Consider the following 14,102-nt stretch of genomic DNA (forward strand, 5'->3'; position numbering starts at 1 on the left):
TTCGTGGCTCCTGGTTCCGTCTTTTACTTGGCAGCGGCAACCACTTTTTGCGCGGCTTCGGCCATGGTGTCGGCGGGGATGATGGGCAGGCCCGATTCGGCGAGCATCTTTTTGCCCAAGTCTTCGTTGGTGCCCTTCATGCGCACGACCAGCGGCACGGACAGGTTCACGGCCTTGCAGGCGGTGATGACGCCGGTGGCGATGGTGTCGCACTTCATGATGCCGCCGAAGATGTTGACCAAAATGGCCTTGACCTTGGGGTTCTTGAGCATGATCTTGAAGGCTTCGGTGACTTTCTCAGGCGTAGCGCCGCCGCCCACGTCGAGGAAGTTGGCCGGCTCGCCGCCGAAGAGCTTGATGGTGTCCATGGTCGCCATGGCCAGGCCCGCGCCGTTGACCAGGCAGCCGATGTTGCCGTCGAGGCTGATGTAGGCGAGGTCGTATTTGGAGGCTTCGACTTCGGCCGGGTCTTCTTCGTCGAGGTCGCGCAGGGCGACGATCTCAGGGTGGCGAAAGAGCGCGTTGTCGTCGAAGTTGAACTTGGCGTCGAGCGCGATCAGGCGGTTCTGGCTGTCGCGGTTGAGCGGGTTGATTTCGACCAGTGTGGCGTCGGTGTCCATGTAGCATTTATAGAGCTTCTGGAACATGTCGATGGCCTGCGCCATGGAGGCTTCGGGCAGGCCGATGCCGGCGGCGATCTTGCGCGCCTGCGCATCGGTCAGGCCGATGAGCGGGTTGATGTATTCGGTGATGATTTTTTCGGGCGTGGAATGGGCCACTTCCTCGATGTCCATGCCACCTTCGCTCGAGGCGATGAAGGCCACGGTTTGCGTGGCGCGGTCGGTCAGCAGCGAGACGTAATACTCTTTTTGGATGTCTGCGCCTTCTTCGATGTAGAGGCGCCGCACTTTTTGCCCTTCAGGGCCGGTCTGGTGCGTGACGAGCTGCATGCCGAGCATTTGGCCGGCGAGCTCCTTGACCTGATCGACGCTCTTGGCGAGCTTGACGCCGCCGCCCTTGCCACGCCCGCCGGCGTGGATCTGCGCTTTGACGACCCAGACCGGGCCGCCGAGCTTTTGCGCGGCCTCGACCGCTTCTTGCACCGTGAACGCCGGAATGCCGCGCGGCACGGACACGCCGAAATTGCGCAGGATTTCCTTGGCTTGGTATTCGTGAATCTTCATGAGGTCTCTCTCAGGAATGGGTGACGACAGCCCGCTCGTCGAGCCAAAAACCGCAGGCTGTCTGTGACAAGGGACATGGCAACCAGCGAATGTATCATGCTGCGGCGCATCATTCGTGCGGCCACGAAGGCAAAACGCATCTGGAAGGAAGGTTCATGTTCAAAGTATTCATCGACGGCGAGGCCGGCACCACGGGCCTGCAAATCCGCGAGCGCCTGCAGGCCATGCCGCAGATCGCGCTGCTGAGCATCGCGCCCGAGCAGCGCAAGGACCCGAAGGCCAAGCGCGCGCTGCTGGCCGAGGCAGACCTGGTGGTGCTGTGTCTGCACGACGATGCGGCGCGCGCGAGCGTGGCTCTGGTCGAGGAAGTGGAGGCCGCCACGGGCCGCGCGATCAAGGTGATCGACGCGAGCACCGCGCACCGCACGGCGCCGGGCTGGGTGTTTGGCTTTCCTGAGCTCGCGCCCGGCCAGGCCGATGCCGTGCGCGCGGCGCAGCGTGTGGCGAACCCCGGTTGCTATGCGACCGGCGCGATCGCGCTGCTGCGCCCGCTGGTGGACGCGGGGCTGATGCCGGCGGACTTTGCGCTCGCGCTGCCAGCCGTGAGCGGCTATTCGGGCGGCGGGCGCAGCATGATCGAGGCGCACGAGCAGGGCGTGGCGCCGCCGTTCGAGCTCTATGCGCTCACGCTGGAGCACAAGCACCTGCCCGAGATCATGCGCTACAGCGGCCTCACGCGCCGCCCGATCTTCGTGCCCGGCGTGGGCAACTTCCGCCAGGGCATGCTGGTGCAGGTGCCGCTGCACCTGGACCTGCTGCCCGGCGCGCCCAGGGCGAGCGATCTGCACGACGCGCTCGCCAGCCACTACGCGCGCAGCAACACGCCCGCGCAGTGGGTGCAGGTGCTGGCGCCCACACCGGACGGCCGGCTCGACGCGACAGGCGTGAACGACACCAACCGGCTCGAGCTGCGCGTGTATGCCAACGAGGCCGAGCGCCAGGCGGTGCTGGTCGCGCGGCTGGACAACCTGGGCAAGGGCGCGAGCGGCGCGGCGGTGCAGAACTTGCAGTTGATGCTCGGCTGCTGAGCGCGTTGCTTTTGTATTGATAGCTGCATGCGCTTGTATATCAAGCGATAGAGTCCAAAAACACCTTAAATTCTATGCTTCGGCCCTCAGGCTTGCGGCATTGCCCGGTTTCGTGGTGCAGGCCGCGCGAAAGCCGCAGAAAAGCCATGGGAAAGCCGCAAAATGGCGGCGAATTCTCTGGTTTTCGTAGCGATGGGCGGGCACTGATCCGATACATTCGGGCCTGTGGCGCGCAGGCGCCGTTGCCATCAACCCCGATTCTCTTCAGCTTGCATGTTCGTCATCATTGGTTATGTCGTCAGCCTGGTGTGCGTCTTTGGCGTGTTCATGCTGCACGGCGGAAACATTTTCGTGGTGCTGCACGCGCTGCCGTTCGAAATGGCGACGATCGGTGGCGCAGCCATCGGGGCGTTTTTGGTGAGCAACCAGCCCAAGGTCATCAAGTCCACGCTCAAGGCGCTGGGCGGCGTGCTCAAGAGTTCCAAATACACCAAGGCGCGCTACCTGGAGCTCATGACCATGCTCTACGAGATTTTGCAAAAGGCGCGCAAAGAGGGCCTGATGGCGATCGAAAAAGACGTGGACGCGCCGCAGGAGTCTGAAATTTTCAACAAGTTTCCCATGGTGGGCAAAGACCATCACGTGATCGAGTTCACCACGGATTACCTGCGCATGATGGTGTCGGGCAACCTCAACGCACATGAAATCGAGTCGCTGATGGACAACGAGATCGACACCCACCACGAAGAGGCTTACGCGCCGGTGGCCGCGCTCAACCGTGTGGCGGGTGGCCTGCCGGCGTTCGGCATCGTGGCGGCCGTGCTGGGGGTGGTGAACACCATGGGCTCGGTGGGGCAGCCGCCTGCGGTGCTCGGGGCCATGGTGGGCTCGGCGCTGGTGGGGACGTTTCTCGGCATCTTGCTGTCGTATGCCTTTGTCGAGCCCCTCGCGGCGCTGATCGAACAAAAAACGCAGGACGCCGCCAAGGAGCTGTTGTGCATCAAGAGCACTTTGCTCGCGAGCATGCAGGGTTACAACCCCGCGACGGCGATCGAATTCGGCCGCAAGGTGCTGTTTTCGGGCGACAGGCCGGATTTTGCCGAGCTCGAAAGCCACGTGCGCGGCAAGAAATAAAGACGAGAGGTAGCGCCCCGATCCGCGTGCGCCCCAGCCACCATGGCCGAAAAAAAGCTCCAGCCCATCATCATCAAGCGCGTCAAAAAGGGCGGCCATGCGGCCCATGGCGGCGCATGGAAAATCGCCTACGCCGACTTCATGACGGCGATGATGGCGTTTTTTCTCGTGATGTGGCTGCTGGGCTCGACCACCGAGGGCGATCGCAAAGGGATTGCGGACTACTTCAGCTCGCCGCTCAAGCTGTCCATGTCAGGCGGCAGCGGTGCAGGGAATAGTTCAAGCATCATTCCTGGCGGCGGCAACGATCTGGCGCGGGTGCACGGCCAGGTTCGGCGCGCGGACGCCAAGGCGGACAAGGACCCTACGCGCAATGTAGATACGCCTTACCTTGGACGTGGGCGCGACGACACGGCGCGCATCAAGGCGTTGCAAAAGCGCCTGGACGCCGCAATCACGGCCAACCCGCGCCTCAACGAATACCGCTCGCAGATCCGCATAGACCTCACGCCCGACGGCTTGCAGGTGCAGATCGTCGATGCGCAAAACCGCCCCATGTTCGATAGCGGCAGCGCCGTGGTCAAGCCCTACATGCGCGACATCCTGCATGCGATCGGCGCAGCGCTCGCCGACGTGGACACCAGCATCAGCCTGGCGGGCCACACCGACGCGACCCCTTACGCGGGCGGCGAGCGCGGCTACAGCAACTGGGAGCTTTCGGCCGACCGTGCGAACGCCGCGCGGCGCGAGCTGATCGCCGCGGGCATGCCAGAGTCCAAGCTGGCGCGGGTGGTGGGCCTTGCCGCAAGCGACCCGCTCGAGCCCAGCGACCCGCGTGCACCCATCAACCGGCGCATCACGATCACGGTGCTCACGCGCGAAGCCGAAGAACGCTTGCTGAACAAAAAGCCGGTGATCGTGCCGGCGGCAGAATTGGCCGCGCAAAAGAGCGAAAATCCGGCCTCTGCCGCACAGCCGTAACGAGTTGTCACAATAGCGGTGTTTCCAGCAGTATTCACCCATCCTGACCGAAAGGGTCCCCCACGTGAGCCATGCCCTTCGCTTTTTGATCGTCGATGACTTTTCCACGATGCGCCGCATCGTGCGCAACCTGCTCAAAGAGAGCGGCTACCCCGACGCCGACGAGGCCGAGGATGGCGTGGTCGCGCTCAACAAGTTGCGCAACGGCAAGTTCGATTTCGTCATCACCGACATCAACATGCCCAACATGAACGGCTTCGAGCTGCTCAAGGAAATCAAGAAAGACGAGCAGCTCAAGCACCTGCCCGTGCTCATGGTGACCGCCGAAGCACGCAAGGAGGACATCATCGCCGCCGCGCAAAACGGCGCGGCTGGCTACATCGTCAAGCCGTTCACCAAAGCCACGCTCGAAGAAAAAATCGGCCTGATCCTGCAAAAAATGGGTTTGGAGAAAAAACCATGACGGCGCCGCAGACCCCCTCTGGAAGCGCGGGTGCGGCGGACGCGGCGGCGGGCAGCGCCATGGCGCCGACGGCCGGCAGCGGCGCGGGCGCAGCGTCGTCCAGTGCCACCGACATCCACCACAAAATCGGCCGTCTGGCGCGCCAGCTGCACGACGCACTCAACGAGCTCGGCTTCGCGCAGCAACTGCGCTCCACCATGAGCGAGTTGCCCGATGCGCAAAGCCGGCTGTCGTACATCGCGCGGCTCACCGGCGAAGCTGCCGAAAAAGTGCTCAACCGCGTCGAGCAAGCCAAGGCGCAGAACGACTACATCGTGACCGAGACGCGCCGCGTCAAAGAACTGCTCATCCAAGACCCGGTGGCTGCGGTTGCCAAAGGCGAGGTCATGAACTACATGCTCGACATGGAGCGCGTGAGCCGCGACATCGACACGCACCTGACCGAGATCATGATGGCGCAGGATTTTCACGACCTCACGGGCCAGGTGATTGCACGCGTCGTGAACCTCACGGCCACGCTGGAGCAGCAACTCGTGCAACTGCTGATCGAAACCGCCCCGCCCGACGCACCCATGCCCTCACTGCCTGCCGAGGCCGAACACCACCACTTCCCCGGCCCCGTGGTCGATCCCGCGCACACCCCCGACGTCGTCACCAGCCAATCGCAAGTGGACGACTTGCTCGCCAGCCTTGGATTCTGAAATTGGTGAAATTGGGGTCAGATTCCAATTTCCCGCGACCGAATTGCCATGCCCGATAATTGGAATCTGACCCCAATTTCCCCAACGGTCTCGCCGCTGCAGGTGCGCGGCGCGTGTCCGCACGATTGCCCGGATACTTGCGCGTTGCTCACCACCGTTGAGGGCGGCGTCGCGACGCGGGTGCAGGGCAATCCGGCGCACGCGCACACGGCCGGGGTGCTGTGCGCCAAGGTGGCGCGCTACCCGGAGCGCACCTACCACCCCGAGCGCATCCTCTCGCCGCTCAAGCGCAGCGGCGCCAAGGGCAGCGGGCAGTTCGTGCCCGTGGGCTGGGACGAGGCGCTCGCGGACATCGCGGCGCGGCTGCAGGCCATCGCCACGCGCGATGCGCAGGCCATCCTGCCCTACAGCTACGCGGGCACCATGGGGCTGGTGCAGGGCGAGAGCATGGACCGGCGCTTTTTCCACCGTTTGGGCGCGTCGCTACTCGAGCGCACCATCTGCTCGACCGCCGGCACCGAAGGGCTGGTGCACACGCTGGGCGGCAAGGTGGGGATGAAGGTGGAGTTTTTCGCCGAGGCGCAGCTCATCCTGATCTGGGGCAGCAACTCGATCACGAGCAACCTGCATTTCTGGCGCTACGCGCAGCAGGCCAAGCGCCAAGGGGCCAAGCTCGTGTGCATAGACCCGCGCAGGAGCGAAACCGCGGACAAGTGCCACGAGCACCTCGCGCTGCGTCCGGGCACCGATGCCGCGTTGGCGCTGGCGCTGATGCACGAGCTGACCGTGCACGACTGGCTCGACCACGACTACATCGCGCGCTACACCCTGGGCTGGGAGGCGCTGCGCGAGCGCGCCTTGCAATGGCCGCCCGAGCGTGCAGCCGATGTGTGCGGCGTGCCGGCCGCGCAAATCCGCGCCCTGGCGCGCGACTACGGCACCCTGCGCCCGGCGGCCATTCGCCTCAACTACGGCATGCAGCGCGTGCGCGGCGGCGGCAACGCGACGCGCGCCGTGGCCTGTCTGCCGGCGCTCGTCGGCGCCTGGCGGCAGCGCGCGGGCGGCTTGCTGTTGTCGAGCTCGGGCTACTTTCCGGTGCAGCGCGCGCAACTGCAGCGCCCCGAGCTGCTCGCGGGCCGCCAGCCGCGCAGCCTCAACATGGCGACGCTGGGCAACGATTTGCTGCGCCCCGCCTCGGCCGACTTCGGCCCGCGGGTCGAGGCGCTGGTGGTCTATAACAGCAACCCCGCCGCGGTGGCGCCGGAGTCGGGCAAGGTGGTGCAGGGCTTGGCGCGGCCCGATTTGTTCACCGTGGTGCTCGAACACTTTCGCACCGATACCGCCGACTGGGCCGATTACATCCTGCCCGCGACCACGCAGCTCGAACACTGGGACGTGCATTTGTCCTACGGCCACACCGATGTGTTGCTGAACCGCCCTGCGATTGCGCCGCTGGGCCAGGCGCGCTCGAACGCGCAAATTTTTCGTGATCTGGCGGCGCGCATGGGCTTTACCGAGCCCTGCTTCGCCGACAGCGACGAGGCGCTGTGCCGCCAGGCTTTCGGCGCGGCCGTGGATGGCGCGTTGCTCGACGCGCAGGGCTTTGCCCCGCTGCATCTGCCCGACGCGCCCTTTGCGCAAGGCGGCTTCCCTACGCCGTCGGGGCGCTGCGAATTTTTCAGCGCGCGGCTCGCGCAGCAGGGGCTCGATGGTTTGCCCGATCACCTGCCCAACCACGAGACGCCGGGTGCTGCACCGCAGCATGCGCCGTATCCGCTGGCGATGATTTCGCCCCCGGCGCGCAATTTTTTGAACTCCACCTTCGTGAACGTGCCCAGCCTGCGCGCCGCCGAAGGCCGGCCTTTGCTCGAAATCCACCCCGACGACGCTCAGCCGCGCGGCATCGAAGACGGCGCGGTGGTGCGCGTGTTCAATGCGCGCGGCAGTTACATGTGCCACGCGGCGCTGAGCACGCGCGCGCGGCCCGGCGTGGTGCATGGCCTGGGCATCTGGTGGCGCAAAGACGGTTTGAACGGCACCAACGTGAACGAACTCACGAGCCAGGCGCTGACCGACCTGGGGGCCGGGCCGACGTTTTACGACTGCCTCGTCGAAGTGGAGGCGGTCGCCGATTGCTCCTAAGAAAATAGCTGCTTGCGCAGGTATATTCTGGGTATTCTCGTGTTTTGGCATGCAAACCCGGCATTTCCTTACCCTCACCCTGCTCGTGCTGGCTTTGCATCTGCTGCTGCTCGGCGGCCTGCCTTTGCAGATGGGCGGAGGGGGCACGCCGTCCGCTGCAGCGCCGCTCGTGTTCAGCACGCGCAGCATTCCTGCGCCGCTGGCGTCGCCTGAGCCACCCGCCACGAGCGCCGAGGCACCGCCAGCCCCTACGTCCCAGGCAGCACCCACACCGACGGCGCGCAAAAAACCGCCGCGCCGCAAGCCCGCAGCGCCCGTTGCGGAGCCGAGCATGGAGCCGAGCGTGGAGCCGACCGATCAGGCCACCGCAGCGGCGCAGACCCAGGCGCAGCCCGACGAAGCAGCACGCGCCCCGGCCGACGCCGAGGAAGCTGCGCAACCAGGGCACGCGGGACAAGAGGCGCAAGAGGAACAACAAGGCCCCGCCGATCGCCTGGCGTCCGTAGCCGAGCCCCCCGCCACCGGCGCAGCGGGCGCTTCAATGGCCGCGTCCAGCACGCCGGCCGTCGCTGCCGCCCCCGTTGTTTCTGCCGCTGCGGCCAGCAGCCCCGCCGCCCCCATGGAGGCCGCCAGCACCGCCCGTGCCGCAGCGATCGGCAGCGACAGCGACGCAGGCCTCGAAATCCTCGCCCCTGGCGCTGCAGCCGAGGCGTCTGCTGCGAGCCGCACGCCGCCACCCGTGCGCATACCGCCGCCCATGCGCCTGGAATTCGACGCGCAAGGTCTGGTCAAAGGGCTGCACTACACGGCCAGTGCACAGCTGCTGTGGCAACACGATGGCAGCCGCTACCAGGCGCGCCAGGAAGTGCGCGTGTTTTTGCTGGGCACGCGCGCGCAGACGAGCACCGGCAGCATCACCGCGCAGGGTTTGCGCCCCGAGCGCTTTGGCGACATCGCGCGGCGTGAACTCGCGGCGCACTTCGACTACGCGCAGGGCCGCGTCATCTTCAGCGCCAACACGCCGCAGGCGCCGCTGCGCGCGGGTGCGCAGGACCGGCTCAGCGTCTTCATCCAGCTTGGCGCCATGTTCGCCGCGCAGCCGCAGCGCTTCGTGCCCGGCACGCGCATCAGCGTGCCCACCATCGGCCCGCGCAGCGCCGACCGCTGGGTCTTTGCCGTGCGGGCACTCGAAACGCTGCACCTGCCCGCAGGCGACATCCCCGCCTGGAGGCTGGAGCGCCTGCCCGAGCGCGACTACGACCAGAAGGCCGAACTCTGGCTCTCCCCAGACTTCGAGTACCTGCCCGTGCGCATCCGCCTCACGCAGAGCAATGGCGACTACGTCGATTTGCAGCTGCGCAGCAGCGGGCCGCCCTGATGCGACGCTGAGGGGTGCGGCGCCTGCCGTGACGTGCGGACGGCACGCCACGTGGGGCTTTTGCGCAAGGTGCATGGTGCGCAGGCTTGGATGTTTCGTGAAATACTGCAAGCGATGCCACGTCTTGAAGTTTGTCAAGCAGCGGTCATCTGATGCGCATACCGAATGGGGGGAAACATCATGCACATGCTCTACGACTCTGAATCCTTTGTAGTAGTCCACATGCTGCCTGAAGCAGCAGACCCTGCCGCGGTCGAGCAAACCGAGCCCAAAACGGGCGCATCTGCCGCACCGCACATGGTGCGCCACGGCTTCGAAATCGTGGACAAGCGCTCGGGCAAAGAGGTCTATCTCGACGGCTCCTGGGCCGAGCTCTTTCAGCAGCAAATCCTTGCCTGGCAACAAAAAACGCCCACGCAGGAAGAAGTCGAAGACACGCTCGACCGCTACGCCAGCCTCGCGCAAAACCCGGTAGTGGTGCACTGAGCCCTGCTGGCTCTGCGGCTGCTGTCCGAGGGAGTGCGAAAAGGCCGCAGGGCAGGCTCTATTGCTGCATGGTTCGAGGTGAAATCGGCCTCGAACCCGCATGAATAAAGCGTAGGCAGATCCTTATTTAGGAGTCTCCGAAGGAGGCGGCCTTGCCCCGCGCCGCGCTGCCATTTCCTGCCCCATCGCCAGCAGCGCCTGTGCCTCCAACAGCTTTTGCGCGGCGGGGTAGGCGTGCTGTTCTTCATCCTTGATGTGGCGAGCGTAGTGCGCTGCGAAACAGTCGAGTGCAGTCTCCTCCTGTGCGCGGAAGCCGAAACGCTGCCCGTTCGCAAGCGCCAGCAAGGGCATGCGCAGCTGCGCCCAGGTGGTCGCCATGTGCACATGGTCTTGCGCAAGGCGCTCCACCAAAGCCCGCACCTCGGCGTTGCCCTGCACGCGCAGTAGCGGAAAAAGGTGTTTTTCTTCGTCCTCGTGGTGCAGCGGGCCGGCTTGGTCGAAGTAGCGCAGCACGTCGCGCGCGGCCTGGCGTGCTGCGTCGTCGCAGCCGTGCGCGCGCAGGTGGGCGCAGAGCTTTTGCAGCAGGGCCAGCATGCGTTGCACGCGCTCGTGGCAGGCTTCGAGCATGGCAAACGGCTGCTCGAAGCCCGCTGCAGGCGTGTGCAGACCGGGGAAGGCTTGCGAGGTGCGCATGGTGAAAGCTGATGAAAGCTGCGCGCACCCTCAGCCACAGGCGCCGATGTGGCCGCACTGGGTGCAATAGTCGCAACCATCCTTGCGGATCACGGCATGCGCGCCGCATTCGCTGCATTTTTTGCCGAGCATGACGGGCGGCATGCCTGCGGGTGGGTCGGCGTTTTGCAGAGCGTCGGGCGTGGCGCTGGTGCCGGATGCGTTGGCCGCGGCGCGGCGCGCAAGGATGTTTTGGATCGCGTAGGCAATGGCCGCGACTTCCGAGTCGTGCCACATGGGCACGCGCGTGCCGTCTGCTTTTTCATAGCTGCCCAGGCGCACGGGGCCTCGATCCCAGGCCACTTTGCGCATGTCGCGCAAGGCACGCTCCAAAAAGCCGCCGCGCGCGGCGAGCGAGAGCAGGCGCATGCTCGAGGTGATCCACTGCTGCGATTCGCCGCTTTGCCCCACGGGCATGAAGAATTCGATCGCGCGATCGACCGTGCCCTGGCCGTCGGCCGTGGGCACGGGCAGGAAGGACACCACGAGGTACAGCGTCTTGTGCCCTTCCTGCGTCCAGTATTCGAGCTTTTCGGCCACGGCCGAGAGCGCGCCCTTGGGGCGGCTCTCGATCACGCTGCGCATCGGGTCGGTGGCTGCTGCTTCTTTTTCAGGAGCTGCTTGCGCTGGTTGGGCGCTGCCTTCATGCGCTTCGAGCACTGCGCCGAGGATGGCGTTGGGGCGGTACGTGGCCAGGCCCTTGAGCCCTGCGCGCCAGGCTTGCAGGTACAGGCCCTTGAAGTCGTCGAAGGGGTAGTCGGCGGGGATGTTGACGGTCTTGGAAATGGCCGTGTCCACGAGCGGCTGCACGGCCTGCATCATGGCGATGTGGCCCGCGGTGGACATTTCAAGCGCCGAGACGAAGTACGCAGGCAGCGCCTGCACGTCACCGCCGAGCGCACGGTACAGGCGCCAGGCGTGGTCTTGCACCTCGTACTCGCTGGTGCTGCCGTCGGCCTCGCGCTTTCTGCGCGTGTACGTCCACGAGAACGCGGGCTCGATGCCGTTGGAGGCGTTGTCGGCAAAGGCCAGGCTCACGGTGCCTGTGGGCGCGATCGACAGCAGGTGGCTGTTGCGTATGCCGTGCGTGCGGATCGCTTGCTGTAGCGCCGCGGGCAGGCGGCTCGCGAAGGTGCCTTCGGCGAGGTAGCCGGCGGCGTCGAACTTGGGGAACGCGCCTTTTTCGCGCGCGAGCTCGACCGAGGCGGCGTAGGCCGCGTCGCGCATGTGCGTGGCGATGCGCTGCGCCATTTCGCGGCCTTCGGGCGCGTCGTAGCGCAGGCACAGCATGCTCAAGGTGTTGCCCAGGCCCGTGAAGCCCACGCCGATGCGCCGCTTGGCCATGGCCTCGGCGCGCTGCTGCGGCAGCGGCCACCAGGTGAGGTCGAGCACGTTGTCGAGCGCGCGCACCTGCAGCGCCACGGCTTTTTCGAAGGCGGCAAAGTCGAACGCGGGCACGCCGTCGAAGCCGAACGCATGGCGCACGAAGCGCGGCAGGATGATGGGGCCGAGGTCGCAGCAGCCGTAGGGCGGCAGGGGCTGCTCGCCGCAGTTGTGCACCACGAGGCCGTTGGCGTCGAAGGCGTGCACGTCGGCCACGGTGACGTCGAACACGTCTTCAAAGCCGTCGTCGGCCAGCGATTCGACGGTGGCGGTGAAGCGCTCGCGGTTCAAGGCGCGGCTGTAGCCGGCCAGGGCGGCTTGCAGGCGCGCGGCTTTGTCGGTGTCGGCAAAGCCGATGCGCTCGGCAAACACGCGCAGGTTGTCACCGCTGAGGACCAGCTCGTGCTGGCTGCGCGTGGCGTAGTGCTGCATGCCGCCGCGCCCATCGGGCAATGCGCGCACGGCCGCGGGGCGGCGTTCGCGGTACAGCGTGCAGGCCATGCCCAGGCGCAGCAGCATGCGCTGCACGGTCTGCAGCAATGCCAGGTCGCTTTGCGCCAGGCGCACGCTGACGCCTTTTTCTTGACTGCCCTGCACTGAGCCATCGGCATCGAACAGGCCGCGCAGCAGGCCGCAGGCGAAGGCCGACGATTGCCGCTCCATCGCCGGCGTGATGGTTTTGCGGCGCGGGGTCATACCGGGGAGCCTGTCGGACTTTGGAATCGTCGGCTGCGAATGCGCCGCAGCGGCCCATTTTTTACCGGCTTCTTGCCCCATAGCACCACTATGGGGCTGCGAATCCGGCAAAAACTGGTCTCGCTGGGGCGCCTTCTCGCTATCGACGCCCAAAGTCCGACAGGCTCCCTGGCGCTGCGCCAGTCGGCACAGCGCACCGCTGGCCAGGCGTGCTTCCCCTCGCGCATGGATGGGGCGCTGAAAGCCCGTGAAATCAGCGCGGTGCGCTAATGTTTGGATAGCATCTTGGGCTGCTTGCATGATGCCCGCGGCGCCGCTCGCGGCGTAGGCCACGCTGCCCTCGCTGCCATTGCCCACGGCGCGCAGCTCGGGCGCCCAGACCGAGAGCACGGCCTTGTGCTCTTGCAGGGTGCCGTCGCCGATCAGCAGGCCCAGCAGGTAGCCCTCGGCCTCGGTGCCGGGGCCCTCCCAGCCGGCGGCTGCGCGGTGGTCGTGCAGCAGGATTTCGTCGCCGGGGGCGAGCTGCGCGGCGGGCGTCCACTCCACTTCGAGGCTGTAGCGGGTTTTGCGCGCCACGCGGCGCACGCGGTGGTCGGCCGTGAGCCTCAGGCGGTAGCCCTCGCGCGTTTGCAGGCGCAGCACGGGCTTGGTGCCGGTTTTGAAAAAGCCCTGGCTCTGCACGCGGTAGGCGCGGCCATCGACCAGCGCGCTGAAAGGCTGCCCCACGAGGTCTGCCACCTGCGCGGGCCCGCTGGCCGTCATGACCCAGGTGTCGGCCGTGACGCAGGGGTTGGTGGCCTCTATGGTTTCGCAGTAGCGCAGGTTGTTGTCGCGCTGAATCTGGTCGAGGAACAGGATGCCCGGCTCGGCGAAGTCGTAGGCGGACTGCATGATGCTGTCCCACAGCGTGCGTGCGGGCAGGCGCGTGTAGGCCCACAGGCCGTCGGCGCGCTGGTAGGCGCCCTGGGCGATCAGCGCGGCGCTGGGGCGCGCGCGGTGCACGAGCTCCCAGGGCTGGTCTTGTTCGACGGCCTGCATGAAGGCGTCGGTCACGGCGACCGAGACGTTGAAGTTGTTCCAGCGCCCGGGCGTGCGCTTGGCGGTGATGAATTCACGCACGTCGGGGTGGTCTATGCGCAGCACGCCCATTTGCGCGCCGCGGCGCGCGCCGGCGCTCTCGACCGTGGCGCAGGACTGGTCGAACACGTTCATGTAGCTGCACGGCCCCGAGGCCAGCGAGGCGGTGGCGCGCACTTCGGCGCCGCGCGGGCGGATGCGCGAGAAGTCGTAGCCCACGCCGCCGCCGCGGCGCATGGTTTCGGCGGCTTCGCGCAGCGCTTCATAGATGCCGGGGTAGCCGTCTTCATCGACGCCCTGGATGCAGTCGCCCACGGGCTGTACGAAGCAGTTGATGAGCGTGGCCTGGATGTCGGTGCCCGCCGCGCTCATGATGCGCCCCGCGCCGATGGCGCCCGCGTGCAGGTTGGCGAGGAACAGTTTTTCGTAGCGCGCGCGCAGCTCGGGCGCCTCGACCGAGGCGAGCGCGCGCGCGACGCGCTGGTAGAGGTCTTCGACGCTGTTTTCGCCGGGCTTGAGGTACTTCTCGCGCAGCACGTCGAGGCTGATGGGCTGCGGCGGCAGGGGTTCAGGGGGAAGGGTGTCGCGTTTCATGGCGAGGGGGTGCGGTACGAATCAAAAGGGAGTAGGGGATTGTGCACCGCACCGCAGCGGCAC

Annotated in this window: 11 protein-coding genes; 8 read left to right on the forward strand and 3 right to left on the reverse strand. The window is 66.3% G+C overall.

Translation table 11 applies throughout. From position 1 onward, the window contains the following. Positions 1-23 precede the first annotated feature (23 nt). Positions 24-1,184, reverse strand: coding sequence for an ADP-forming succinate--CoA ligase subunit beta (gene sucC / locus DFR45_RS06300; RefSeq protein WP_114482853.1), 1,161 nt, complete (start codon positions 1,182-1,184; stop codon positions 24-26). A 155-nt stretch (positions 1,185-1,339) separates the two neighbouring features. Between sucC and argC the strand changes: the two genes are divergently transcribed. The 8 genes from argC (at position 1,340) to DFR45_RS06340 (ending at position 9,557) form a co-directional block, all read left to right on the forward strand. Further along, positions 1,340-2,272, forward strand: coding sequence for an N-acetyl-gamma-glutamyl-phosphate reductase (gene argC, locus DFR45_RS06305; RefSeq protein ID WP_114483024.1), 933 nt, complete (start codon positions 1,340-1,342; stop codon positions 2,270-2,272). Positions 2,273-2,545: 273 nt separating this feature from the next. After that, entirely contained in the window at positions 2,546-3,406 is an 861-nt protein-coding gene (gene motA, locus DFR45_RS06310; protein WP_114482854.1) for a flagellar motor stator protein MotA, read from the forward strand. Between the two features lie 42 nt (positions 3,407-3,448). Next, positions 3,449-4,387, forward strand: coding sequence for a flagellar motor protein MotB (gene motB, locus DFR45_RS06315; protein WP_114482855.1), 939 nt, complete (start codon positions 3,449-3,451; stop codon positions 4,385-4,387). A gap of 64 nt (positions 4,388-4,451) precedes the next feature. Then, positions 4,452-4,850 (forward strand): chemotaxis response regulator CheY, encoded by a 399-nt coding sequence (gene cheY, locus DFR45_RS06320; RefSeq protein WP_114482856.1) that lies wholly within the window; start codon positions 4,452-4,454, stop codon positions 4,848-4,850. 59 nt (positions 4,851-4,909) lie between these two features. Then, positions 4,910-5,551 carry a protein phosphatase CheZ gene (locus DFR45_RS06325; protein ID WP_114483025.1) on the forward strand — a complete coding sequence of 214 codons (642 nt, stop codon included), beginning with the start codon at positions 4,910-4,912 and terminating at the stop codon, positions 5,549-5,551. Positions 5,552-5,599: 48 nt separating this feature from the next. Further along, a complete protein-coding gene (locus DFR45_RS06330; protein ID WP_114482857.1) occupies positions 5,600-7,693 on the forward strand; it encodes a molybdopterin-containing oxidoreductase family protein in 2,094 nt (697 codons plus the stop codon). 49 nt (positions 7,694-7,742) lie between these two features. Further along, a complete protein-coding gene (locus tag DFR45_RS06335; RefSeq protein ID WP_114482858.1) occupies positions 7,743-9,071 on the forward strand; it encodes a DUF3108 domain-containing protein in 1,329 nt (442 codons plus the stop codon). A gap of 180 nt (positions 9,072-9,251) precedes the next feature. After that, entirely contained in the window at positions 9,252-9,557 is a 306-nt protein-coding gene (locus DFR45_RS06340; RefSeq protein ID WP_114483026.1) for a BTH_I0359 family protein, read from the forward strand. 123 nt (positions 9,558-9,680) lie between these two features. Here the strand turns inward: DFR45_RS06340 and DFR45_RS06345 are convergent, their stop codons facing one another. Together DFR45_RS06345 and DFR45_RS06350 are read right to left on the reverse strand one after the other, a co-directional pair. Beyond that, a complete protein-coding gene (locus tag DFR45_RS06345) occupies positions 9,681-10,250 on the reverse strand; it encodes a hemerythrin domain-containing protein (RefSeq protein ID WP_114482859.1) in 570 nt (189 codons plus the stop codon). 30 nt (positions 10,251-10,280) lie between these two features. Continuing rightward, positions 10,281-14,039, reverse strand: coding sequence for an LAGLIDADG family homing endonuclease (locus tag DFR45_RS06350; protein WP_114482860.1), 3,759 nt, complete (start codon positions 14,037-14,039; stop codon positions 10,281-10,283). Between the last annotated feature and the right edge of the window lie 63 nt (positions 14,040-14,102).

The organism is Extensimonas vulgaris, from assembly GCF_003337425.1.
In the GTDB taxonomy this organism is placed as follows: domain Bacteria; phylum Pseudomonadota; class Gammaproteobacteria; order Burkholderiales; family Burkholderiaceae_C; genus Extensimonas; species Extensimonas vulgaris.